Origin of the sequence: Psychroflexus salis (assembly GCF_014640175.1) — a bacterium.
Classification (GTDB): domain Bacteria; phylum Bacteroidota; class Bacteroidia; order Flavobacteriales; family Flavobacteriaceae; genus Psychroflexus; species Psychroflexus salis.
In genome coordinates, this window is record NZ_BMGL01000007.1 from 99,511 (window position 1) to 124,041 (window position 24,531).

Annotated in this window: 20 protein-coding genes; 12 read left to right on the forward strand and 8 right to left on the reverse strand. The window is 34.4% G+C overall.

Annotation, left to right across the window (positions count from 1 at the left end; translation table 11 throughout):
* Positions 1 to 65: 65 nt before the first annotated feature.
* From IEV63_RS06985 to IEV63_RS07000, 4 genes are read right to left on the reverse strand one after another with little or no spacing between them, the layout of a single operon-like run.
* Positions 66 to 1,586, reverse strand: a complete 1,521-nt coding sequence (locus IEV63_RS06985; RefSeq protein ID WP_188406081.1) for a DUF4301 family protein — start codon at positions 1,584 to 1,586, stop codon at positions 66 to 68.
* A 5-nt stretch (positions 1,587 to 1,591) separates the two neighbouring features.
* Positions 1,592 to 2,155: an AAA family ATPase gene (locus IEV63_RS06990; RefSeq protein WP_188406082.1), complete on the reverse strand. Its 564-nt coding sequence runs from the start codon at positions 2,153 to 2,155 to the stop codon at positions 1,592 to 1,594.
* Entirely contained in the window at positions 2,110 to 2,748 is a 639-nt protein-coding gene (gene pnuC / locus IEV63_RS06995; RefSeq protein ID WP_188406083.1) for a nicotinamide riboside transporter PnuC, read from the reverse strand. The genes IEV63_RS06990 and pnuC overlap by 46 nt, the downstream gene beginning before the upstream one ends.
* The gene (locus tag IEV63_RS07000; RefSeq protein ID WP_188406084.1) at positions 2,732 to 2,992 is read right to left on the reverse strand and encodes a thiamine-binding protein; all 261 of its coding nucleotides are present in this window, start codon (positions 2,990 to 2,992) and stop codon (positions 2,732 to 2,734) included. Before IEV63_RS07000 ends, pnuC begins: the two co-directional genes overlap by 17 nt.
* Positions 2,993 to 3,437: 445 nt before the next feature.
* Between IEV63_RS07000 and IEV63_RS07005 the strand changes: the two genes are divergently transcribed.
* The 4 genes from IEV63_RS07005 (at position 3,438) to lepA (ending at position 8,815) form a co-directional block, all read left to right on the forward strand.
* Positions 3,438 to 4,004 carry an outer membrane beta-barrel protein gene (locus tag IEV63_RS07005; RefSeq protein ID WP_188406085.1) on the forward strand — a complete coding sequence of 189 codons (567 nt, stop codon included), beginning with the start codon at positions 3,438 to 3,440 and terminating at the stop codon, positions 4,002 to 4,004.
* 7 nt (positions 4,005 to 4,011) lie between these two features.
* Positions 4,012 to 5,586, forward strand: coding sequence for a hypothetical protein (locus tag IEV63_RS07010; protein WP_188406086.1), 1,575 nt, complete (start codon positions 4,012 to 4,014; stop codon positions 5,584 to 5,586).
* A 420-nt stretch (positions 5,587 to 6,006) separates the two neighbouring features.
* On the forward strand, positions 6,007 to 6,642 hold the full coding sequence (locus IEV63_RS07015) for a hypothetical protein (RefSeq protein ID WP_188406087.1): 636 nt from the start codon (positions 6,007 to 6,009) through the stop codon (positions 6,640 to 6,642).
* Positions 6,643 to 7,018: 376 nt separating this feature from the next.
* On the forward strand, positions 7,019 to 8,815 hold the full coding sequence (gene lepA / locus IEV63_RS07020; RefSeq protein WP_188406088.1) for a translation elongation factor 4: 1,797 nt from the start codon (positions 7,019 to 7,021) through the stop codon (positions 8,813 to 8,815).
* A gap of 350 nt (positions 8,816 to 9,165) precedes the next feature.
* On the opposite strand, the gene IEV63_RS07025 is transcribed toward lepA, so the two are convergent.
* The 3 genes from IEV63_RS07025 to IEV63_RS07035 all read right to left on the reverse strand — a co-directional run bounded on the left by IEV63_RS07025 (position 9,166) and on the right by IEV63_RS07035 (position 12,479).
* Entirely contained in the window at positions 9,166 to 9,423 is a 258-nt protein-coding gene (locus IEV63_RS07025; protein WP_188406089.1) for a Txe/YoeB family addiction module toxin, read from the reverse strand.
* Between the two features lie 29 nt (positions 9,424 to 9,452).
* Complete coding sequence (locus IEV63_RS07030) at positions 9,453 to 9,707, reverse strand: type II toxin-antitoxin system Phd/YefM family antitoxin (protein WP_188406090.1); 255 nt, start codon at positions 9,705 to 9,707, stop codon at positions 9,453 to 9,455.
* 309 nt (positions 9,708 to 10,016) lie between these two features.
* On the reverse strand, positions 10,017 to 12,479 hold the full coding sequence (locus IEV63_RS07035) for a hypothetical protein (protein ID WP_188406091.1): 2,463 nt from the start codon (positions 12,477 to 12,479) through the stop codon (positions 10,017 to 10,019).
* A 268-nt stretch (positions 12,480 to 12,747) separates the two neighbouring features.
* On the opposite strand from IEV63_RS07035, the gene IEV63_RS13095 reads away from it, so the two are divergent.
* From IEV63_RS13095 to IEV63_RS07070, 7 genes are all read left to right on the forward strand, one after another.
* Positions 12,748 to 12,936: a type II toxin-antitoxin system RelE/ParE family toxin gene (locus IEV63_RS13095; RefSeq protein ID WP_308419938.1), complete on the forward strand. Its 189-nt coding sequence runs from the start codon at positions 12,748 to 12,750 to the stop codon at positions 12,934 to 12,936.
* 33 nt (positions 12,937 to 12,969) lie between these two features.
* Positions 12,970 to 13,260 (forward strand): helix-turn-helix domain-containing protein, encoded by a 291-nt coding sequence (locus IEV63_RS07045; protein WP_188406092.1) that lies wholly within the window; start codon positions 12,970 to 12,972, stop codon positions 13,258 to 13,260.
* 246 nt (positions 13,261 to 13,506) lie between these two features.
* Entirely contained in the window at positions 13,507 to 13,923 is a 417-nt protein-coding gene (locus tag IEV63_RS07050) for an HYC_CC_PP family protein (RefSeq protein ID WP_188406093.1), read from the forward strand.
* A gap of 84 nt (positions 13,924 to 14,007) precedes the next feature.
* The gene (locus IEV63_RS07055) at positions 14,008 to 17,922 is read left to right on the forward strand and encodes an efflux RND transporter permease subunit (protein WP_188406094.1); all 3,915 of its coding nucleotides are present in this window, start codon (positions 14,008 to 14,010) and stop codon (positions 17,920 to 17,922) included.
* A gap of 18 nt (positions 17,923 to 17,940) precedes the next feature.
* Complete coding sequence (locus IEV63_RS07060) at positions 17,941 to 19,191, forward strand: TolC family protein (protein WP_188406095.1); 1,251 nt, start codon at positions 17,941 to 17,943, stop codon at positions 19,189 to 19,191.
* Between the two features lie 11 nt (positions 19,192 to 19,202).
* A complete protein-coding gene (locus IEV63_RS07065) occupies positions 19,203 to 20,426 on the forward strand; it encodes a permease (RefSeq protein WP_188406168.1) in 1,224 nt (407 codons plus the stop codon).
* An 11-nt stretch (positions 20,427 to 20,437) separates the two neighbouring features.
* Positions 20,438 to 22,114: an efflux RND transporter periplasmic adaptor subunit gene (locus IEV63_RS07070; RefSeq protein WP_188406096.1), complete on the forward strand. Its 1,677-nt coding sequence runs from the start codon at positions 20,438 to 20,440 to the stop codon at positions 22,112 to 22,114.
* Between the two features lie 236 nt (positions 22,115 to 22,350).
* Here the strand turns inward: IEV63_RS07070 and IEV63_RS07075 are convergent, their stop codons facing one another.
* Entirely contained in the window at positions 22,351 to 22,800 is a 450-nt protein-coding gene (locus tag IEV63_RS07075; RefSeq protein WP_188406097.1) for an Lrp/AsnC family transcriptional regulator, read from the reverse strand.
* A 115-nt stretch (positions 22,801 to 22,915) separates the two neighbouring features.
* Here IEV63_RS07075 and asnB point away from each other — a divergent pair, with 115 nt between their 5' ends.
* Positions 22,916 to 24,493 carry an asparagine synthase B gene (gene asnB / locus IEV63_RS07080; protein ID WP_188406098.1) on the forward strand — a complete coding sequence of 526 codons (1,578 nt, stop codon included), beginning with the start codon at positions 22,916 to 22,918 and terminating at the stop codon, positions 24,491 to 24,493.
* Positions 24,494 to 24,531: the final 38 nt, after the last annotated feature.

The window sequence follows — 24,531 nt, forward strand, 5'->3', positions numbered from 1 at the left end:
TCGAGCCAACGATTGCATTGTTATTCGTGCGTTCGTGGCGTATTCAAAAAATAGCTTTATTCAATTTATAACTGTTGTCCGCTAACATGCAGTGGCTTCAACAAATCGTTAACCGATTTTACGGGGCAAAATGTACTGGACGGAACTTCCACAAAAAGCGTATTCCAATATTCCATTGCGCCATTCCATAAGCCAGGAAGTTCTAGAGCTTTTAAAGTTTTTCCTTCTAGGGATTTTTCAGTTATAAAACCGCGGTTTGGATTTACGTAATTCAATAAATTAAACTTTTTACCTTGGTAATTGCGCACGCCACAAACCAAATCGACTGGATTAAAATGAGTAGCATCGGTAAGTATACTTGCTTGTTTAGAATTTTTTAAATCTATTTGCGATTTTTCTACAATTTGTAAAGAAGTATTTCCTTTTCCGTTAATCATCCAATACGGACCGCCGCCGGGTTCACCTTCATTTTTTACCATTCCGCAAACACGAATCGGTTTGTTGAGGTGTTGTATCATTTTTTCAGAATCATTCAAATCTTGGTCTACATTCAATGAATTTTTTAAAAATGTAGCTGCTTTTTCCAGTGTTTCTTGACTCGGATTGTCTTGCAAAGCTTCAATCAATCCAAAACTTTTTTGTTGAACTTTCAATAAATATCCTGCTAGAGCTTTCTTATAAAAAGCATTAACTTCAAGATTGTTTCGGTGCGAAATATTGTCAATGTTTTTTATAAAAATTAGGTCGGCATCTACATCGTTTAAGTTTTCGATTAATGCACCATGTCCACCTGGGCGAAATAATAATTTCCCATTTGTTAAGCGAAAAGGCTTGTTTTCTAAATCTACCGCTAAAGTATCGGTTGCTTTTTTTTGAAACGAGAATGAAACTTCAAAATCTATTTTGGTTTCTTTCGAAATACGATTTTTAATTTCATTAAACTCATTTTCAAATTTAGTTTGATGCTCTTCCGAAATGGTAAAATGCAAATAAGCTTTTCCTCCTTTTGAAGCATAGGCAGCTGCTTCATAAAAATGCTCTTCAAAAGCAGATGCTGTGGATGTGTTGTATTTATGAAACGGAATTGAGCCTTTGGGTAATTCATCTAAACCCAATCCATTTTCATTCAACATTAGTTGAAATGCTTGGTAAGCTTGCTCAGTTGGTTTTAAACCTTCAAGGTTTTCGATGGCATTGACAATAGCATCATAAAAAGGAAGCTGGTGCAAGTTATTTGCCATTTTCTGTAAACCAGCATATTTTTCTTTTTGTAGTAAGCTGTTAAATTCTTCAACAGAATTGGCTTGTTCCATTAATTGATGCATGGCTTTAAACATGCGTGTTGCTGCGCCACTGGCGGGTGTGAATTTTACTACTTTTAGTTGAGTAGCTTCTTGGTATGTTTGAGCAAAAGCCTTTAATTCTTCATCTGAAAAAGCTTCAATTCCTTCGTTAACATTGGCTGCTGAGCGTACTTCAGAAAAAGGAATTCCTTCGTTAAAAATTTCGAGATAACGATTTACTTTTTCTTTGCTTATACCTAGTTGTTGAAGTTGTTGCTGGTCTTTTTGGGTGAATTGAAACATAGTGTTTATTCATTTAATAGCTTCTGCAAAATAGGCTTACATTGCGCCAAACGTTGGTTAAGATTTCCGTTTACGCGTAAGTAAGGTAAATTGCGCTTAGTTAGTTCGTTAGCAAATATAACAAACATTTTTTCTCTTTCGTAAGGTTTATCGCGTAAGTCGTCTGGCTGCCAGGGTACATCGATATCGCATAAAATGTAGAGTTGATATTCATGTTTATTTACATATTTTTCGAACAAAGGATTGGTATAATTTTCGAAATATACATTGGCATACACCCAATTTTGAAGCAAATTGGTATCGCAAAACAAGATTTTGTTCGCTTTTTTAACGGCTTTGTTCTCTAATCTAATTTGTCCTTTGGCAATAGGCAACATGTCTGCTTCTGTACAGATTTCGTTATGCAGATCCCATTTTTCTTGCAAATACATCCGCATAAATTCAGGCACCGATTGCGTGTTGAATTCTTCAGCTAAAGCTTTAGCTAAAGTGCTTTTCCCCGTACTTTCGGGTCCAAATAAAACTACTTTAATAATTCCGTTTTGGGTTTGTTCAAGTTCTTTTTCCATGCGTAGTAAGCAAATATAGCAATTAAGCCGAAGATGAAATATTGAATGGCGGTAAGCAGTAAACCTTTGTATATATACATAGGAATAGAAACAAAATCGCCTACTATCCAGAAAATCCAATTTTCAATTTTCTTTTTGGCCATGAGCCACATGCCAACAAAAAAGATGCCTGTGGTCACTACATCGGCATACGAAACCCAATTTTCCCATTTGTTGAAAACTTGATAAACCAAAGCTACACCGATTAAAGTTGAAACAAACAACAACAAGCTTTTAACTTGCTCTTTTTTAGTCCAGGAAGTAATCGGTAAAAAAGCTTCGGCAGACACTTTACGCGTCCACATGTACCAACCGTACACACTCATGATGAAATAATAGGCATTAATTAGCATATCGCCCAACAACCCATACACCAGCAAAATATATACAAATATTAAAGTGCTGATAATGCCCGTTGGAAAAACCAAAATGTTATCCCGTTTAGAAAAGAGAACACTGAGCAGTCCGAAAAACACCCCAAGGATTTCTAATACTAGTAAATGCGTTTCTACACCTTGGTAAGGTTCGAGTAACTGATTAAAAATGGGGTTCATAGTCCGCTCGATTGGATTTTACAATTTTTACATACAACAAACCCCGCTCAATGGCTTCAAAAGCTACTTTCATTTCTTTGTTGAGCACTTGCATTACTTCATCGTATTCGCCAAAAACTTGTGTGCTTAGCGGATTTTCCTTCATGGCTAAACCCGAATCGCGCAAAGCTTGTATAAATTGAATAATAGCCGGCTCGTAATCGTCTTGGATGGGTGTTAGGGTTAATTCTACTGAAATTTGCATGTTTGTTTTTAGGGACAAATGTAAGGAAATAGAAATGTACTCATGTTGAAATGTGTTATTAAGCTATTAGCCAGTAGCTGTTAGCTATTGGCTATCCGCCAAATGTTAAAGTTTGGTTGAAAAGTGAATTTTAACAGAATTTCATTAAAAAGCTAAAGCACTAGTAATCAAAGCTCAAAAACAATTGCTTACAACAATTCATCGAAACAAAAAAGCAGAAAATCTGCAAAAATTTTATTTTTTAAAATGTAGTTTAGTGTTCTAATTAATAATTATGAGACTTTATCTATACATGCAGCCTTGCTGGATTTTTCTATTTTTATTTTGTAGAGGTTTTCCTTAAAGTGTTTCGATTTTCAAAAAATTCAACAAATTAAACTTAGCTTAAAACTTAGGAAAATTTAGAAACAATTTTAAACTAACATTTATTTTAAAAGAAAATTATATGAAAAAGATATATGCATTGCTCATATTAATTTCCATTACCGCTTCAACAAATGCGCAAATTACAGAAGGCAATTGGTTGGTAGGTGGTAATTTAAGTTTTATAAATTCAAACTCAAAAACTACTTTTAATAATCAGGTTCAAAAAACTGGAGGTAGTAAATTTGATATGCAAACTAATTTGGGTTATTTTCTTGTGGACAAATTTGTCCTTGGTCTTACACCAAGTTTTAATTATACTTTTTTTAAAAATGACCCCAATACATACTCTTTTTTGATAGGGCCTTTTGTTCGATATTACTTTTTAAAATCAGATAATCTTATCAATTTTTTTTCACACGTAGAATATCAATATGGTAATTATTACTCAGAAGGAAATAAGTTAGCATACAATTCAAATTTTAGTGTAAAGGCAGGGCCTTCTGTCTTTTTTAATAATAGTGTTGCAATTGAGTTCACTGTAGAGTATCAACAGCTTAATTTCAGAACTAAATCCAATCCCCAAACAACTATACAAGATTCAAATTTAATATTTAGTATAGGTTTTCAAATACATTTAATAAAATAAAGCAAACATGAAAAATCAGAATAAACTTTTAATGTTATTCCTAATATCTATAGTTAATAATATTTACAGTCAAGAACGATTTGATATTACAATAGAATATGTTCAAGTTAATGGACAAAATCAAGTTGAAAATTGTAACACTATTGACTTAGGCACAACTTCAACTAATAATTTAACATTTTACTTTGTGTTAAATGATAACACAAGTATACCTCCTGAAAACGGATTAGTAAATATAAAAGTGAAAAATAATTCAAATCAAATTGACGGTACTATAGTAGGTACGGCTAATATTTCTGAATTTATTTGGAATGGGAACCAAGCTATTTCAAGTGTAACTGGAACTGTTGGTGCCAGTCAAATTGAGACAGAAGGCAGTATAATTTATATAGAGTATGCAACCAGTTCTCTCCCATTTACAAAATATCAAAGTTGTAGTCATCCAATTATAAAAACACCTCCACCAAGTTTTACATTAGTACCATCAAGCTTGTCCCTGCCATGTGGTGATGTTACTCCAAGAACATTTGAAGTCGTTCCATCTAATATTCCAAGTGGAGCAAATGTGACCTATCAGTGGAGTAACATCGGATGGTCAACAATAAATACCAATTCAAATATAAGAACATTACAACCAAGTTCTCCAACTAGTTTACCTTCTTCAGTTATGGTGACTCCTTATATCGATGGTGTTTCACAAACAACAGAGACATGTATTGTTAGTCGATCTAACTTTACAACTACAGCTGGTATTAATGGCAATAACTACGTCTGTGGAAGCGAAGTATATATGGTAGATAATTTAAGTAATAATGTAACAATTCAATCCGTGAGTTCTTCAAATACCAATATTGCCACAGTGAGTTTAACAAGCAATAATGAAATTACAGTTACAAAAATTACAGATGGCATAGTCAATATTTCAGCTACTTTGCAAAACTTATGTTCTCAGGCTACAACCATTGTTAAAGAAAATATACAAATTGGGATACCTAATTTTGTAGAAGATGCATCAATAACAGGAAGTTCAGCTGTATGTCAAGGACAAACCTACACTTATGCTTTAAATGGTGCTAATCACCCCTGCGTAGGAGATGCTAATTGGAGTGTTTCTCCTAATTTAAATGTTTTAGCTCAAACAGGTACAACTATTACAGTGTCTAAAAATCCTTTTAGCGCAGACAATGCAGGTTTTATAACGGCTAATATTCCGGATAGTGATTATGAATTTTCAAAAGGTGTATGGGTTGGTCTTCCTAATAATCAAAGTCTATCAATCCAAAAAGTAGGTGTATATGATTTATATGTAGATCGTTGGACTTTATTAAAAGCTAATTTTACAGGTTTTCAATACGTAGTTAATGAGCCATTTAATCTAACCTATGATTGGAGCATACCGAATAGTATGGTAAGAAATTCATTTGATCCTTCATTAAAAAGCGTAAAACCATATAGTATTGGTCAACTTAATATTGGTGTTAGAGTTCTTTGTGATTGTGGTTATGGTGATTGGAAATATAGACCATTTACTGTTGATGGTGAAGGAGGTGATCCTATAGAATTAACTCCCATTGACGACTAAATTGCATATTAACCTTAGTTTAAAACTTAGGAAAATTTAGAAACAATTTTAAACTAATGTTTATTTTAAAAGAAAATTATATGAAAAAGATAATACTTCACCCATAGATTTTGATTTTAGTGGAGTAGAATGGGAAGGTGAAACTTATGGTGCAGTTAGTTTGGAAGCTGAAGTAAGAACTAAAAATGAAATCATTAGAGCTTGGAAACGTGATGCAGCTGAGTTTTTTGTAACCAATATGCTGAATGATTATGGTTGTAGTTGTAGGGATGGAGGAAATAGTTTTTCCGATCAATGTTGGTCGAGATATGATTGTGGGGCTAATGTTAGGTATACCATGCCACACAGATGGATTCCTTCAAACTAAAAAAAATAAAACCAGCTCGAACAAAAGAGCTGGTTTATATAAAACTTATACTTATGAAAAGTAAACTAATTATAATAAGCTTATTGTTTTCTATACTAACTTTTGCACAAGAAGACAAAAGCTTTATCTCCAAATTTGAAATTGCTGCTAATTATGGACCTGCAGGAAACTTTTTTGTAGATTATGGTAGAGATATGAATACAAATAATGATTTAATAGAACCTATATACAGTGAAGTTTTTGATGAATTTCAACTCTACCAAAAAAACTTTATTGGGACTTCTGGAGGGATAAACATTACCTATAATTTTAATAACAAAAACGCAATAGCTTTTAGTTTTGATCGAACTTTAAACTATGGAAAATATAATGGTGTTCCCGTATTAAATAATGGTACACCAGTAATTATAAACGATATTAAATTAAGGCATTTAAACCACTTTTATAGTTTAACCTACAGACGCAGTCTCGATAAAAAAAATACATTTTACGCAAGTTTAGGAATCATGTATATACGAATGAACCAAGCTGAAATTCAAGTTGGCTTATCTGATAATCTTGTAATTATAGAAGAACGCAATTACGATAATTCTTTACTGGAAGAAGGGGGGGTTGTTTTTGGTTTAGAAAAATATTTCTACAAGAGCGGTAAATTTGATGTAGGCATACAAAGCAAAGTTTTTATATAAACTACATCAGGTTTAGAAACCATCACCTTTACTCCCGTGCTTCGTTTTAATTTTTAATGAATTCATGTACCAATGTGTAAATGTACCAGTGTGGAAGTGTGCTAATTGCGAATTCCAAGAGTTAGGTTCAACATTTTAAGTTAACTCTGCGTACTTTACGCCACTGTGGTGAATTGGATTAGCGTGGTAATATGTTAGTGTGAAAATATACCAATGTAGGAATGTGCTATTTTATGAATATGGTTTTTGAATTTTCTATGTTTCAACAAAATCTAAATTCTCAGTAGAAATTTTCCTTTTGTATGCTGAGCCTTCCAAATAGTTTATATTTGCACAAAATTAAACGGCGGAAGCAGTTGAAGCATGAATTTTGTGTATGAAGAACATTAGAAACTTTTGTATTATTGCCCATATTGACCACGGAAAAAGCACCTTGGCAGACCGATTGCTAGATTCTACGCACTCGGTTACTTCGCGTGAAAAGCAAGAACAATTGCTGGATAGCATGGATTTGGAGCGTGAACGAGGAATTACCATTAAGAGTCACGCCATCCAAATGGCCTATACTTACGAAGGTCAAGAATACATTTTAAATTTAATCGATACGCCTGGTCACGTTGATTTTTCCTACGAAGTTTCCCGTTCCATTGCTGCTTGCGAAGGCGCTTTGCTCATAGTTGATGCTGCACAAAGCATTCAAGCACAAACCATTTCCAATTTATACTTGGCTTTAGAAAACGATTTGGAAATTATTCCCGTGCTGAACAAAGTAGATTTGCCTAGTGCCAACCCCGAAGAAGTAACCGACGATATTGTCGATTTATTAGGTTGCGACGCTTCAGATGTAATTCCGGCCAGTGCTAAAACCGGCTTGGGAATCGACGAAATTCTAAAAGCCATTATCGAACGTGTTCCTGCTCCCAAAGGAAATCCTGATGCGCCTTTGCGTGCTTTGGTATTCGATTCGGTGTACAATCCGTTTCGTGGGGTAGAAACTTATTTCCGTGTGTTCGATGGAAGCATTAAAAAGAACCAACAAATTAAATTTGTGGCTACTGGAAAAAACTATGGCGCTGACGAAATCGGCACACTTAAGTTGAAACAGTTTCCTAGAAACGAAATAAAAGCAGGCGATGTAGGCTACTTAATTACAGGAATTAAAGATGCCCGCGAAGTAAAAGTAGGCGATACCATTACCGATGCCGAAAAACCGACTACCGCAGTGATTTCAGGTTTTGAAGATGTAAAACCCATGGTTTTTGCAGGAATTTATCCAGTAGATACCGAAGAATATGAAGATTTACGTGCATCCATGGAAAAGTTGCAACTAAATGATGCTTCCTTGGTTTTTCAACCAGAAAGTTCAGCTGCCTTAGGATTCGGATTCCGTTGTGGATTTTTAGGCATGTTGCATTTAGAAATTATTCAAGAACGCTTGGAACGTGAATTTGATATGACGGTAATTACTACCGTTCCCAATGTTTCGTATCATGCTTACACTACCAAAAATAGAGAAGAAGCGATTATTGTAAGCAACCCGAGTGATTTGCCCGAACCTTCTACGTTGGATCGTGTGGAAGAACCGTATATAAAAGCAAGTATTATTACCAAAGCCGATTTTGTTGGACCTGTAATGGGTTTATGTATCGAAAAACGGGGTGAAATTACCAACCAAACTTACTTAACCACCGAACGAGTTGAATTGAGTTTTGATATGCCACTGGCAGAAATTGTATTCGATTTTTACGATCGTTTAAAAACTGTTTCCAAAGGTTATGCTTCATTTGATTATTCGCCTATTGGTATGCGTAAATCGAAATTGGTAAAAGTAGATGTGTTGTTAAACGCGAATACCGTTGATGCACTTTCGGCTTTAATTCACCAAGACAATGCTTACCATATTGGCAAAAAAATGTGTGAGAAGTTAAAAGAACTGATTCCAAGACAACAATTCGATATTCCAATTCAAGCAGCAATTGGCGCTAAAATCATCGCTCGTGAAACGGTAAAAGCACTTCGAAAAGATGTTACTGCCAAGTGTTATGGTGGTGATATTTCGCGTAAACGAAAATTGTTAGAAAAGCAGAAAAAAGGTAAAAAACGCATGCGCCAAGTCGGTAATGTTGAAATTCCACAAGAAGCTTTTATGGCCGTGTTGAAGCTGAATGATTAATAAAATACTAGACCGCTTACTTCGATTTAACTCAGCACAAGTCGATGTTAGATAGTAGATTACGCTAGATTTGTCAATTAACATGCTAATTTAAGAATTGAGACTTGAACTCAATAACAATTTTTCTCTGTGTTCTTTGCGACTTTGCGGTGAAATAGTTAATGTGGAAATGTGGTAATGTGTTTAATGTATGTATTTTCTAATTCGAATACTTAGAGTTCAACTCAAAATTTCAATTTAACTCTGCGCACTCTGCGCCACTGCGGTGAAATAGATTAATAAGAAAATATGCTAATTAGAAAATATGCTAATTTGTAATGTGCTAGGTTATAAATACTTTAGTTTTCTACTTAATCGTAATGAAAACGGCACTTTGCGATTAAAATTTCTCCATCTTTGTATTGATAAATCAGCCGGTGTTCATGATCAATTCTTCTAGACCAAAATCCAGCATATTTATATTTTAAGGGTTCAGGTTTTCCAATTCCACTAAATGGATTTCTAGCAATATCTTTTAGGAGGTTATTTATTTTTTTCAACTTTTTTTTGTCTGTTTTTTGCCAATACAAATAATCTTCCCAAGATTCATCAACAAACACATATTTCATCTTATATTTATTGGTGTCTTAAACCAGTATTAGTCTTTGATTAAATTTTTTTCAAAAGTCTTTTCTGTTTTTAGTTTGCTGATGGCAGCATCTAATCTTCGTTCATTTTTTTGAGATGACAATTCGTGATTCGTAGCCATTAATGAATTGTACTCTTGCAACGACATTACTACAATTCCGGTATCTTTTCCACGGTTTATAAGCAAGGTTTCAAAGTTTTTTACTACTTCATCCAAATAAGTTTTAATGTTTTTTCTGAAGTTAGAAACTGTTGTAATTTGCATAATTCTGTATTTTTAATAGTACAAATATATGTACAAAATATAAAACAAACAATTCCCTGCTGCTAACACCAATTGAACCTTATTCTCTGCGCACTCTGCGCCCCTGCGGTGAAATAGTTAATGTGGAAATGTGGTAATGTGGTAATGTGTTTAATGTATGTATTTTCTAATTCGAATACTTAGAGTTCAACTCAACATTTCAACTTAACTCTGCGACCCAGCTTGCCGGCTGGCAGGTTTGCGTCACTGCGGTGAAATAGATTGGTGTGAAAATTTCAAAATTAATATTCAAACCCATTTCTAAAAAAATCAATTAATTTCATAAAGCAAAATGGCATTCTCTTCACCTTCAACCATTAATTTTACTTTATTAGTTTCAAGGCTATAATAGGAAGCTTTAGAATTGGCATACACAGGAAAACCGTTTAATAAATTTCCAAATTCATCAAAAACATAGAGTTTTTTAGCTTGCGTATCGGTTAAAGTCACCCAAGTTTTGTCTTGATTTTGAATAAGCTGCGGACTTGTATATAAACCATAATCCAATTCTATTTCAACATCGTTAATTTGCAGGATATTTTCTGAAAGCGTAACCAATAAGCGTCCACTTGCGTTGATAAAATGATTGGATAATAAATCTTTTTCGGTAATTTGTACATCACCAGCTTCTGTAATTTGTACTACATTTCCATCTTTTGTGGTAGAAGTAAATTGGCCATCGTATAAAAACCAAGGATTTCCAGAAAACTCAGCATCGGTTTCATAAGAAACACGCTCTTTACCTGTGCGATCTAAAACATGTAGTTTGCCTGAAGATTCCTGTACCAATACATAATCTTTTTTGCCAATTCTAATATGTTTTGGTGGTCGACTAATATCAGAATTATCGGTTTTAAAATCGAAACCTTTTACCAGTTTGCCTTCTTTGTTGTAGGCTTTTAGTCTATTTCCTTGGCAAATCATAAATCGGTGTTTGCCATTGTTGTCATAATCGAATATTTGTAAGGGCTGCGTAATTTTTTCTTTCAATTGAATTGGAAAAGGCGAAACATCCTTTCCATTTTTATCAATTACATGTATTTTATGTTCAGTTGCGAAAGCCAATTGAAGTCGTGTGTTTTGGAAAATATCAAATTCAGTTGCCGGGCTTAAAACCACTTCGCTTAGGCTTTTATTCCAAATTAATTTTCCTTCGGCATCTAGCAATTGCAATTGTAGTTGTTCATCTTGTAAAAAAACATCGCGTTGTTGTGTTCGCCAATTGGTGAAAAATTCTGGATGTATTAAGCTGTTTTCAATGAGTTTGAAACGATTTGCCTGTTTTACTAAACTTGAATTTTTGTTTTGTGGTGTAGATAGCATAACAGCGTTTACATAGGTAAATTTTTCATCTACATTTATTTGCAAACCAACCCCATGATAATTTTTTAAATCTAGATTAGAGACCTTATCTTTAAAGCTAGCATGACTTTTAGTTTGCATATGAGCTAGCCAATTTTCTGAAAGCGCAAACATGAGTACATTACTGCTATTGCTTAGCTTATTTTCGAGTTTTTTGTAATTAACCTGAAGCGCTAAATTAGCTTGATTTAAATAATTAATAATGCAGTTTTCAAGTGCTTCAACATGTTTTGCAAAAACAAAAAAATCGCCAATTTGCGTAACAAAATTAGCTTGTTTCAGTACAATTAAGGGTGCGTAAATTTGAAGCATTTCAGCATTTAAAACAGTATAAATTTCAAAATCTCTAAAGTTTTTTTGCGATTGTATAATTGGTTGTAAACTTGCAAAAGCTTCAGCAGCATTACTGCTTTTTAAAACCACCAAATCTTCTTGTGTATAATGTATTTTTCCAACTTCATTAATGGCTTCAAAAAAATTAGCATTGGTGTTATTGTATGAATAACCTAGTTTTTTTCGTTGTTCTAAATACATTTCAAAATCAGGTATCGCATAACTTTCAAAACCAATTGCATTTAAAGAAACCACTGTAGCAATTTGATGCTTTAAGCGTTCTTGGTTTTTTAATAAATCTAGTTTTTTATCCGCATTTTCTTGACTAACACCAACCCCACTCAGTTTAATTTCGTCAGTGTCGAGTTTTAAATCGAAGCCAACCCAATCGGTAATATTGCTGAAAAGCAAATAGGTATGTTCGGCAAAAGCTTTGTTGTACAAGTTTTTAAAATCTTCGGTTTGTATATATATACTTGGTGTTGAAGAATCGGTTGTTTTTAATGCACTTTTAAAAGCTTCGTCTGCTGGGATAGCATTGGCAATATCGCGAATTTTATTTTCGATGATTAATTTGGAATTGCTCACCATAATGTTTTGGTCAAACCAAACGGCATATAAACTTTTTTCCTTCCATTTGAATTCGTTTACTTCTTTGCCTTCGTAGGTGAAGGATTTTCGGTTAGAAACTGTACTGCTTAATTCATTAAAATCTACATCTTCAGATGAAGCTATAAAACTAGTAGCAATGTTTTTTTTACCGATGGCAGAAAAACAAATAACCCCACTTGAAGCGGTTTTAAAGCCCTTAAAAAATTCAATTTCTTCTTCAATTTCTTTAAAAAAAGCTAAATCTGAATTTGCCTTAAAAAATGAATTTTCAGTAAAAAAATCAGCTGCGTTTGCTAAATTTTCACTCTGAAAAACCATTACCGAAGAGGAAGGCACTAAATCGATAGCTTTAGCACTCGATTGTTGTGTAGAAGTAGAGCATGAACAAAGAAAAAGTGTGATAAGGAGACTGACAACTAACTTCATAGAACAAATATATTACTTTGCAAAACAACAGAATTTTTTCAACATAACAGAATTTTAGTTTTAGCATATACTGAACAAAATCCATTTTAAAAATTAAATTTAGAAATATTTTGAAAATAGTAACTTAAAAGTTACATCCGTGGAGTGGAAAAAGTCAGGCAAGTAATACAGTATAAAGATTATTTCGAGAAGTCCTTACTTGCTCAACCGAAAAAAGTACAAGATTAAGATATTTAAGGTTATAGAAATAATCGAAACTTATCAACATGTGCCGAAAACTTATTTGGCACCGATAAAAACTCATAAGGGATTATTTGAAGCGCGAATAAAATTAGGATCTAACATTTGCCGAGTTTTTTGCTTTTTTGACAAAGGAAAGCTTGTCATTCTCTTAAACGGATTTATAAAAAACCCCAGAAGACACCGAAAAAAGAAATCGACAAAGCAGTACGGTTAATGAAAGAATATTATGAACAAAAAAACAAAGAAAATGGAAACTAAAAGTTGGAAAGATATAAAATACAGTGTTTACGGAAAGAAGGGAACCGAACGTAGAGATGAATTGGATAGAGATTTTGAATCATTTAAAATAGGTTTGCTTTTAAGAAATGCACGAGAACAAAAAAAACTCACTCAAGAACAACTAGGTGTTATGATTGATAAAAAAAGGACTTACATATCAAGAGTTGAAAATAATGGTAGTAATCTGACTTTAAAAACTCTATATAATATCGTTGAAAAAGGACTTGGCGGAAAAGTAAATATTTCAATCGAACTGTAGAAATTACCTGCTACAACAGCGTATAACAAAAACCTGCCTTTGCCGGTCAGGTAGGTGGCGAGATTTGTGCTGAAACGAGAGTTTTGTGTATTTTTATCAACGTAAAACTTGCGCCTTTTAGGTCGCCACTTATGTTATGCGCAAACCGTTAAGACAACAAAAAACTAAAGCTCATGAAGTTATTGATAAAGTTTTTAAAAAACACAAAATTAGTTGATAAATAGAATTTTATTACATTTGCCATTCATGAAAACGCATTTTCAACATATTGCGAGCCTGCTTTTAGCTGTACTTGTTTTGGTTTCTACCCAAAGCTACAGCATTAATACGCATTATTGCGGAAACATTTTGGTAGACAAAGCCATTATAAAGCCTGCAAAAAAATGTGCTATGCACGATGCAAATTCAAGTCTTCATCATGAACATGATGATAAAAAAGACGACTGCTGCGATGATGAAGTAGAACTAATTGAAGGTCAAGACCAGCTCAAAGTTCAGTCTTTAGATTTTGAATTACCCAATCCCGTTTTTTTTCAAGCTTTTGTTTACACATTTATCTTTAATACATCTTTTGAAGCTTTAGAAAAAGTAGATTATTCTGAAAATCCTCCACCTTTACTTCTGCGAGATTTTCAAGCCCATTACCAAGTTTTCCTTATTTGATTTTAAAATTATCCAGTTTTTTCTTCTGAAATCATTTCAGAAAAGAAATCAATTCCTGTGTATATATTTTAATTTCAAATTTGTATGTTAAATAAAATTATTCATTTTTTTCTAAGCCAACGTTTGGTGTCGTTTATATTGTTAGCGGCAATCCTGATGGGTGGATTAATGGTTTCGCCCTTTCAATGGGCAGACTCGTTCTTACCCAATAATCCTATTCCTGTAGATGCCATTCCCAACACTGGTGCTAACCAGCAAATCGTTTTTACCGAGTGGCCTGGCCGTTCCCCGCAAGATATCGACGACCAAATTACGTATCCGTTAACCACGTATTTATTGGGTTTATCAGGTGTAGAGTCGGTAAGGAGTAACTCCATGTTTGGCTTTTCCAGTATCTACATTATTTTTGATGATGATGTCGAGTTTTACTGGTCAAGGTCGCGTATTCTCGAAAAACTGAGTTCCATTCCTCAAGGACTCTTACCCGTCGAAGCAAAACCAACTTTAGGGCCAGATGCTACCGCTTTAGGACAAGTGTTTTGGTACACGCTGGAACCTAGAGATCAAAACAATGAGCCGACTGGCGGCTGGAATTTGGACGAAATCCGAAGCGTTCAGGATTTCTATGTGAAATACGGATTAAGCAGTGCTAAAGGCATTTCTGAAGTAGCTTCTATCGGTGGATTTGTAAAAGAATACCAAATTAATGTCAATCCCGATGCCTTAAAATCCTACGGCATTTCTTTAATGCAAGTCGCCAAGGCAGTAAAAGAAAGCAATCGAGATGTGGGAGCCAAAACCCTAGAGATTAATCAGGTAGAATATATTGTTCGTGGACTCGGTTATTTAGAAAGTTTAGAAGATTTTGAAAGCATTGTTGTGGATGAAAACAACAATGTGCCGATTTATTTGAAAGATGTAGCTCATATTAAAACGGGTCCAGCGCAGCGACGTGGTATTTTGGATAAAGCTGGTGCCGATGTGGTTGGTGGTGTGGTGGTAGCTCGCGATGGCTTTAATCCCATGGAAGCAATTACCAATATAAAAGCTAAAATTGAAGAAATTTCTCCAGGTTTACCCAGCAAAACTTTAGCAGATGGCACTGAAAGTCAGCTTAAAATTGTCCCGTTCTACGACCGTTCTGAATTGATTAATGAAACCATTGGCACACTCGAAGATGCTATAAGTTTACAATTGATAATCGCTCTCTTGGTAGTCATCATCATTGTGTTCAATTTACGCGCGTCGTTAGTTATTTCTGCGGTTTTACCCATTTCGGTCTTATTGGTCTTTATTGCCATGAAGTTTTTTGGTATTCAAGCCAATATTGTGGCCTTGTCAGGAATTGCCATTGCTATTGGAACAATGGTTGATTTGGCGATTATTCTTTCTGAAAATGTGTTGAAAAAGCTCGAAGATTCACCACAATTTTCTTTGTTCAAGAATATTTACGAAGGCTCGGCCGAAGTAAGCTCAGCCATATTAACTGCGGTTTTAACAACAGTAATTAGTTTTGTGCCCGTTTTTGCATTAGAAGCAGCAGAAGGTAAATTGTTTATTCCGCTGGCGTACACCAAAACTTTTGCACTTATTGCAGCTTTCCTGGTCACGGTTTTTATTTTGCCAACACTAATGTACGCAGTGTTTAAGATTAAAATCAACAAACAAAAAACTGCTTATTACCTTAATTTGCTTCTTCTATTCATCGGACTTTGGACGATTTTTAATGCGTTTTGGTTGGGCTTTTTTATCTTGGTATACACCATTAGTTACTTCCTGTCTTATCAAACTTACATCACGAAATTTCAATACAAAAACCTTCATTTTTATGTGTTGATTGTTGGGGTTTTAGTGCTGCTTTCCAATTTTTGGTTGCCACTTGGACCACAACAATCCATGTTATCAAACATCATTTTTGTGGCTATTTTAGTGGGTGTTTTGTTAGGATTCTACCTTTTGCTACAAAATTATTATGCTCAAATTTTAGCATTTTTCTTGAACCATCTCAAAGGCTTTTTAATTCTTCCAATACTGTCTATTTTAATTGGACTCATGATTTGGTTGGGCTTTTCAAGTGTTTTTAATTGGTCAAAACAAGCAGCTAATGCTGTTGGATTTTCAATTGAAAAAACAGGGATTTGGAACGCTATGGATGAAACATTTCCAGGGATTGGAAAAGAATTTATGCCGAGTTTAGCTGAAGGTAGTTTTATTTTAATGCCAACTAGCATGACGCATTCCGGGATCGAATTCAATAAAGAGAAACTGCAACAAATGGATATGCTGGTGAATCAAATCCCAGAAGTGGAAACCGTGGTTGGTAAATTAGGACGGGTAGAATCTGCTATTGACCCCGCGCCGATTTCGATGTTTGAAAATCTAATTACGTATAAAACAGAATTCATTTTAAATGAAAATGGCAAACGCCAAGCCTTTCAAGTGAACAATAATGGAAACTTTAAAGTACAGGGTTTAAAAATTCAAAATAATCAGGTAGAAATTACCAATACTACGGAAGATGTAATTTGGTTTGATAATGCTGAATTTGTGTTTCAAGATGAAACTGGAAAAGCTTTTTCAGAAGCTATACAGGCTAAAATTTTCTACGAAGTTGATTCTAATTTTGAAGATTTTTTAGTTGAAGATAAAGATGGTAAATACTTTAGAAACTGGCGGAAGCACATCCAATCGCCAGATGATATTTGGAATGAAATTTCTAAAGCTACTAAAATCCCGGGCATCACTTCAGCACCCAAATTACAACCCATCGAAACCCGCCAAGTAATGCTGCAAACTGGTATGCGTGCACCGATGGGTATTAAAGTGTCTGGGCCAGATTTGCAAACCATTGAAGATTTTGGGCAGGAGTTTGAGCGCATTTTAAAACAGGTTTCAGAAATTAAAACTCAGGCGGTGTTTGCCGACAGAGTTGTGGCAAAACCCTATTTGCATTTACAACTTAACCGAAAAAATCTTGCCCGCTACGGATTAAGTATTAACGATGTGCAAAATTTCATTTCGGTGGCAATCGGTGGCCAAGCTTTAACTCAAACCGTAGAAGGTCGAGAACGTTTTAACGTGCTTGTGCGTTACCCGCGAGAATTAAGAAATACGCCAGAAGCTATCGAAAATATGTTGATTTCCACAACTTCTGGTACGCAGATTCCACTAGGTGAATTGGTTAATATAGAGTACGAGCGCGGTCCGCAAATGATTAAAAGAGAAGAAACATTCCTTAATTCCTATGTGTTGTTTGACCGTGCTGATGGTATTGCTGAAGTTACCGCCGTAGAAGCTGCCAGAGATGCTATTTTAACTGAAATTGATAACGGAAGTTTAAAAGTACCAAGCGGTGTAAGTTATCGTTTTGCTGGAAGTTTTGAGAATCAAGTGCGTTCAGAAAAACGCTTGTCGATGATTATTCCTGTGGTGATGCTCGTGATTTTCTTGATTTTATATTTTCAATTTAAATCGGTTCGCATCAGTTTGATGGTGTTTTCATCTATTGCTTTAGCTTTTAGTGGTGGTTTTATTATGATTTGGTTATACGGACAAGATTGGTTTTTGAATTTTAACCTGTTTGGTGAAAATTTACGTGATATTTTTCAATTGAAAACTATTAATTTGAGTGTTGCGGTTTGGGTAGGATTTATTGCTTTGTTTGGTATTGCTACCGATGATGCTGTATTAATGGCAACTTACTTAAAACAGTCGTTTAAAAGGAATCCTACTCAAACCAAAGCCGAACTTCGTGAAGCGGTTATGGAAGGCGGATTAAAACGCATTCGCCCTGCAGTAATGACTTCAGTTACCACAGTTATTGCCTTATTGCCTGTTTTATCTTCTACTGGAAAAGGCTCAGACATTATGGTACCTATGGCAATTCCTGCTTTTGGCGGAATGCTGATGGCCAGTTTAACCTATTTCTTACTGCCGATATTGTTTTATGTAGTGTACAGCAAAGCATTAAAGAATACTGATGAAATTGAATTGAACTAAATTAAATTCAACAAAAGCATGATTAAAGATATATATAAAAACTCAAACTTAATTTTTACTAAATTCATTTTAGTCGGAGTCTCGCTTTGCTTTAACGCAAACGCACAAGAATTAGATAGTTTGAAAATTGAAGCCGCAGAACATAACTTAGAACTCAAAGCTCAATACAAAAGCTTTGAAGCCCAATTAGAAGCTGTAACCCAAGCCAAAGCCTGGCAAGATCCGAATTTAAGTTTTGGCTATTTCATTAGTCCAATCGAAACTCGTGTAGGCCCACAAATTGCCAGATTTTCGTTGACTCAAATGCTACCTTGGTTTGGCACTTATAAAGCCAGAGGCAATATTGCTTCTTATCGAGCCGAAGCTGAATTTGAAAAATTTCAAGATCAGAAGTTGAAATTATTTTTGAAAGTAGCAGAAAAGTACTACGACATCAGTGTTTTAAGGTTTATTGCTGAATTGGAATTAGAACAATTTAAAATTTTAGAAGATTTGAAATCTATTGTAGAGTCAAATTACGAAAATAATAAGGCGAATATGGTAGATATTCTTCGGGTGGAGCTTCAAATAGATAAACAATTGAATGTAATGCAGGTGTTGAAACAACAAGACCAAGTATTGGTAACACAGTTAAATCAATTAATCAATCGTTCATTAAAAACACCTATTTTAATTCTTAATCCACAGCAAATTTTAGAACAAAATAAATTTATAGAAATAGAAGCTATTCATAAAAATCATCCACGGCTAGAAGCAATTCGCAATTTGCAGGAATCTAATCATGCTGAAAAGGATTTAGCTAAAAAACAAGCTTTGCCACAGTTTGGCTTGGGTCTAGACTATGCTATTATTCAAAATCGCAATGTAATGGCAACCGATGCGGGACAAGATGCAATTATGCCAATGTTGTCTGTGACTTTGCCAGTTTTTGGAAAAAAGAATAAATCTAGAAAAAAAGCTGCTGTACTGCAGGGCGAGTCACTTCAATTTAAATTAGAACATGAACAATTGCAATTAGAATCGGAAATTCAAGTAGCAAAATACAAACAAAATGAACTGTTGAGTCTTCTAGGTTTATATAATAAGCAATTGGAACGATTAGCAGATATTTTACAACTATCAGAAGCAGCATTAGCCAACGCTAAAATGAATATTGAAGAAGTTTTACAACTTCATGAAGAGCGATTACTCTACGAAAAACAACGCGCTAAATCCTTGGCAGAAATACAAAAAAACAACGAAACTTTAAATTACCTAACTTCAAATTAAGAATTATGTGGATAGATAATTTTTTAGAAAACTGGGGAAATGCAGCTCAAACAGCCTTAGGCTTTTTTTGGATGGCACTTTGGGCTTTTATTCTGGGGTACGCATTAAGTAGTATGATTCAGGTATTTATTACCAAGAAAAATATGCAAAAAACCATGGGTTCGTCTGATGCTAAATCTGTTCTTTTTGGAACCTTTTTTGGGTTTTTAAGTAGTTCCTGTAGTTTTTCGGCGCTTGCTACTACCAAATCTTTATTCCAAAAGGGAGCAAGTTTTGTATCCTCTATGGCATTTATGTTGGCATCCACCAATTTAGTTATAGAGCTTGGTATAGTGATCTCCATCTTTTTAGGCTGGCAATTTGTAGTTGGAGAATATGTGGGTGGAGTTTTACTCATTCTCATCGTATGGGGTTTGGTTGCTTTGTTTAACTCGAAGTCTATTATTTCAAAAGCAAGAAAAAATCTTGGTGAAGCTGAAAGTGAAGACATTAAATCAACTCCAATTTCAGAAAAAATTCAGAATAAAACCAATTGGGTTAAAATTGGAAAACAATATGGCATGGAGTGGAAAATGGTGTGGAAAGATGTAAGCATTGGCTTTACCATTGCAGGAATTATTTCGGCTTTTGTTCCAGATAGTTTTTTTCAAACCTTGTTTATCAATACTGGAGAAGGGCAGACTTCTTTCGGATTCTTTACACTTTTACAACATGTAATTGTTGGCCCTTTTGCTGCTTTTATGACTTTTATCGGATCTATGGGAAATATTCCACTAGCTGCTTTATTGTTTGGCAAAGGAGTAAGTTTTGCTGGCGTTATGGCGTTTATTTTTAGTGATTTGGTAGTGTTTCCAGTTTTGAGAATTAACGCCAAGTATTATGGTTGGAAAATGGCACTGCTAATACTTTCATTGTTATTTACTGCATTAATTGGCACATCGCTTATCTTGCATTATAGTTTAGATGCATTCCGTTGGTTACCAGATATATCTTCTGCCAACATCGCAGACCAAGACCATTTTCAATTCAATTATACTTTTTTTATTAACATCGGATTTTTGCTGATTTCGGGAGTTTTAGTCTACCTAGGATTTTTTTCAAAACAGAAAGACATTTCGTATATGAAGGAGATGGCACCTAAAAGCCCTTTGTTAGAAAAGGTCTTGAAATACCTAGCCTTTATATGTTATATATGGCTATTGGGAGGAATTTTAGTTAAATACATTATTAATTAATAACATTTAAAATGAAAATAAATTTAAAAACATATAGCATTGGTGGTCTACTTTTTGGCATCGGTATTTTACTAGGTCTTTTCCTTTTTTCTTCAGATGAAAAATCGCAAAATGAACATGCAAACCACAAGCATCATCAAGAAAATGTCGATGCTTCGGAATGGACTTGCTCCATGCATCCGCAAATTCGCCAGGACGAATCTGGAGATTGTCCCATTTGTGGCATGGATTTGATTCCAGCCAGCCAAATGGAAAATGATATAGACCCAGATGCGATTAAAATGAGTAAAACAGCTCGTAAATTAGCTCAGATAGAAACCATTACGATTGAAAATCAAGACCATGAATCAAACATGAATTTTTCTGGTCGTTTAGAAATTAACCAGGATGAAACACAATCTATATCGGCTAATTTTAAGGCTAGAATTGAACGACTTTACGTAAATGAAGATGGAGAACAAGTGCAAAAAGGACAAGTAATTGCCGAGTTGTATGCACCCGAAATTCAAATATTAAAAGAAGAATTGGAGTTGGCTAAACGCCAAGAAAATGAAATGTTGTTGAAAAGCATCACTACTAAAATTGAAAATTTTCAACTTGCTGTTAGTGATGTCAAATCAATAGTAAACGGAAGACTAAAATTGAGATCGCCTAAAACAGGTGTGATTTCAAATTTAAAAGTAAAAGAAGGCGATAATTTAAAAGCCGATCAACAATTAATGCGTATTGCCGATTTGTCGACACTTTGGGCAATTGTAGATGTGTATGAAAACGATTTAAATCGAATTAAAAAAGGCGACGAACTTAACATTCGCATTCCTAATCAAGGGGAGATAACGGGCAAGATTAGTTTTATTTCTCCTGTTTTAGATGCCAATTCAAGATCAGCCAAAGCAAGGTTAGTAATTCAAAACCCAACTAGGAGCTTAAAACCTGGTGTTTTTATTACTGCTGAGTTGATAAATTCAAATTCAGAATTAAAAACAAGCCTAATGATTCCAAAATCGGCAGTGCTTTGGACAGGAAAACGTTCGGTGGTATATCAACAACTGGAAAACGAAAACGGAGTATGTTTTAAAATGAAAGAAGTAGAAACTGGAGCTTCATCTTCAGATTTTGTTGAAATTCTTTCAGGATTACAAATAGGAGACGAAATTGTAATTCACGGAGCTTTTAGTATAGACTCTGAAGCGCAATTAGCGAATAAACCAAGTATGATGAATCCGAAAACAAAAGAAAACACCAAACCCAATATTGCTTGGAAAGAAGTGAGACTTGAACAAGAAAATTTCGGACAAATCATGAAATCTTATTTGGTTTTAAAAGAAGCTTTAGCAGAAGATAAGGAAGAAAAATCTATAAAAATAGCAAAAGAGCTTCATCAAAAACTGAATGTCATGAATTTCGAGAATAAAGAAGCTAAAAAAGCTCTTCAAGAATTAGTAGGTGATGTGCAAAAATCTAAAAATATGGAAGATGCACGCCAGCATTTTCAACATTTATCGGATGCAATGATTGAATTAGCTGAACAACAAAACCCTTTAAATGAAATGCTCTACGTACAATTTTGCCCCATGGCTGATAACGATCAGGGCGCTTTTTGGTTAAGCACCGAGCCAGAAATTAAAAATCCTTATTTTGGAAGCATGATGTTGAAGTGTGGAAATGTAGACCGAGAAATCGAATAACTTATAGCCTATATAATCATATTTTTCCCTTTAGGGATAAATGCTGAAGGCAAAGAAGGTGTTTCAATTTCCTTTTGTTGATACCGCCCCTAAAGGGAGCAATAAGTAATTTACTAGGAATGAAATTTTTAAAAAATCTAGCCATTTACCCTTTAGGGCTAGGGCAAAAATGGCTCTTCGTATAATTTTTGCTAGATCGGCTGAAACCAAAAATTTCTCGAACTAACTTTTTTAATTTAGTTCAATTCAATTTCGCGCTGAAAAGTCTGCTCTAAACAAATAAAGGTTTCTGTTCTTGCAATGCCTTCAATAGTTTGGATTTGGTTACTTAAAATTTCAGTAAGGTGTTTATTATCTCTACACAAAACTTTAATTAATAACGAAAAATTTCCGGTGGTATAACTACACTCAATTACTTCGGGAATGGCATATAAAGCTTTGCTTACTTTTCTATAAATATTAGCGCGGTCAAAATAAACACCAATAAAACTTTGGGTTTGGTAGCCCATTTTAGAATGGTCTAAAATGTATTTTGAACCTGTAATTATACCTTGTTCTTCTAACTTTTTTAAGCGTAAATGTACTCCAGCCGAAGACAAAAAACAGGCATCGCCAATTTGTTTAAGCGATGCTTTTGCATCCTTACTTAATACATTTAAGATTTTACGGTCAGTTTCATCTAACATATAAATTATATTTTCTAAAATTCAAAAATACTAAAATATATCAATTATATGGTCTTTATAGTTGAATACTATTCATATAAATTGCTTATTTGCTTTAAATAATAAACTTATTAGCATGTGTGGAATTTTTGCCAGTATTGACTCAACTTTAGATCAATCTACTTTGTTTGATGCTTTTATGAAGATAAAACATCGCGGTCCAGATTATTCAGAATTTAAAAACATTTCTAAAAATGTTTTTTTTGGTTTTCACCGATTGGCTATAAATGGACTAAGCCCAAAGGGAAATCAGCCGATGTACAAAAATCATTGTTGGTTAATTGCCAATGCAGAAATTTTCAATTATCAGGAACTAGCTAAAAAATACGATATTGTTTTAGAAACGGGTTCAGATTGCGAAATTTTAATCGATTTATACAGAAAAGTAGGTGTGGAGCAGATGCTTAAGGAAGTAGAAGCTGAATTTGCTTTTGTATTGTACGATGAAATTACAAACCAATTTATTGTAGCCCGAGACCATTTAGGAGTTCGTGGTTTGTATTTAGGAAAGGATGAGCTAGGCGCAACTTATTTTGCTTCAGAAAGTAAAAGTTTGTCCTTTTGCACTGCGTTGAAGCAGTTTCCGCCTGCACATTATTGGACATCAAGCACAGGCGAATTCACTCGATACTTTCATCATCATTATGAAGCTTCAACTGCTACAGAAGAAGAATACTTAACACAAATTAATCGTCTTTTAACCGAAGCGGTAGAAAAAAGAATGATGAGCGAACGCCCCGTAGGTTGTTTATTAAGTGGTGGTTTAGACAGTAGTTTAGTGGCAGGAATTTTAGCGCGTGCATACAAAAAACAAGGAAAACAGTTAGAAACTTTTTCCATTGGTTTGCCGGGTAGTCCAGATTTAATAGCAGCCCGAAAAGTAGCCGAACACATAGGTAGTAAGCACCATAGTGTAGAAGCCACCGAAGCAGAATTTTTAGCCGCTTTAGAACACACCGTTTATATGTTAGGAAGTTATGATGTAACCACGATTCGCGCTTCAGTTGGGCATCAACTTATTGCTAAATACGTAAGTGAACATTCTGATGTAAAAGTCCTTTTTTCAGGTGAAACGGCCGATGAGTTTGGTTCGTATTTGTACTTTCAAAACGCACCTAGTGAAATTGCATTTCAAGATGAAGCCATTCGATTATTAGAAGATATTCACTTTTTTGATATGAAACGCGGAGATCGATCCATTTCTAATGCGGGATTAGAAGCAAGAGTTCCTTTTGCAGATCGCGCTTTTGTAGAGTATTACATGAAAATTCCTGCTAAAGACCGCATGTTTGGTTCTGCTAAAATGGAAAAATACTTAATTCGAAAAGCATTTGAAGATGAGCAACTTATACCCGATGAAGTGCTTTGGAGACGTAAAAACGGATTTTCTGATAGTGTAAGCGACTTAAAAAAATCTTGGAGTAGCATTATCCAAACCTACATAGATACCTTAATTACCGATGAAGAGTTTGCCATGCAGAAACATGCTTTCCCAACTTTGCCAGCAAGCAAGGAAGCTTATTTTTATCTAAAAACCTTTCAAAAAAACTATAGAAAACACTTTCAATTAACTCCTTACCAATGGTTGCCTAAGTGGTGTGGAGATGTTAAAGATCCTTCTGCTCGAGTGTTAGCTATTTACGAAGCAGATTAATTTTATACTTAATTTTTCAAAAAAAAATCCTTGCCTAA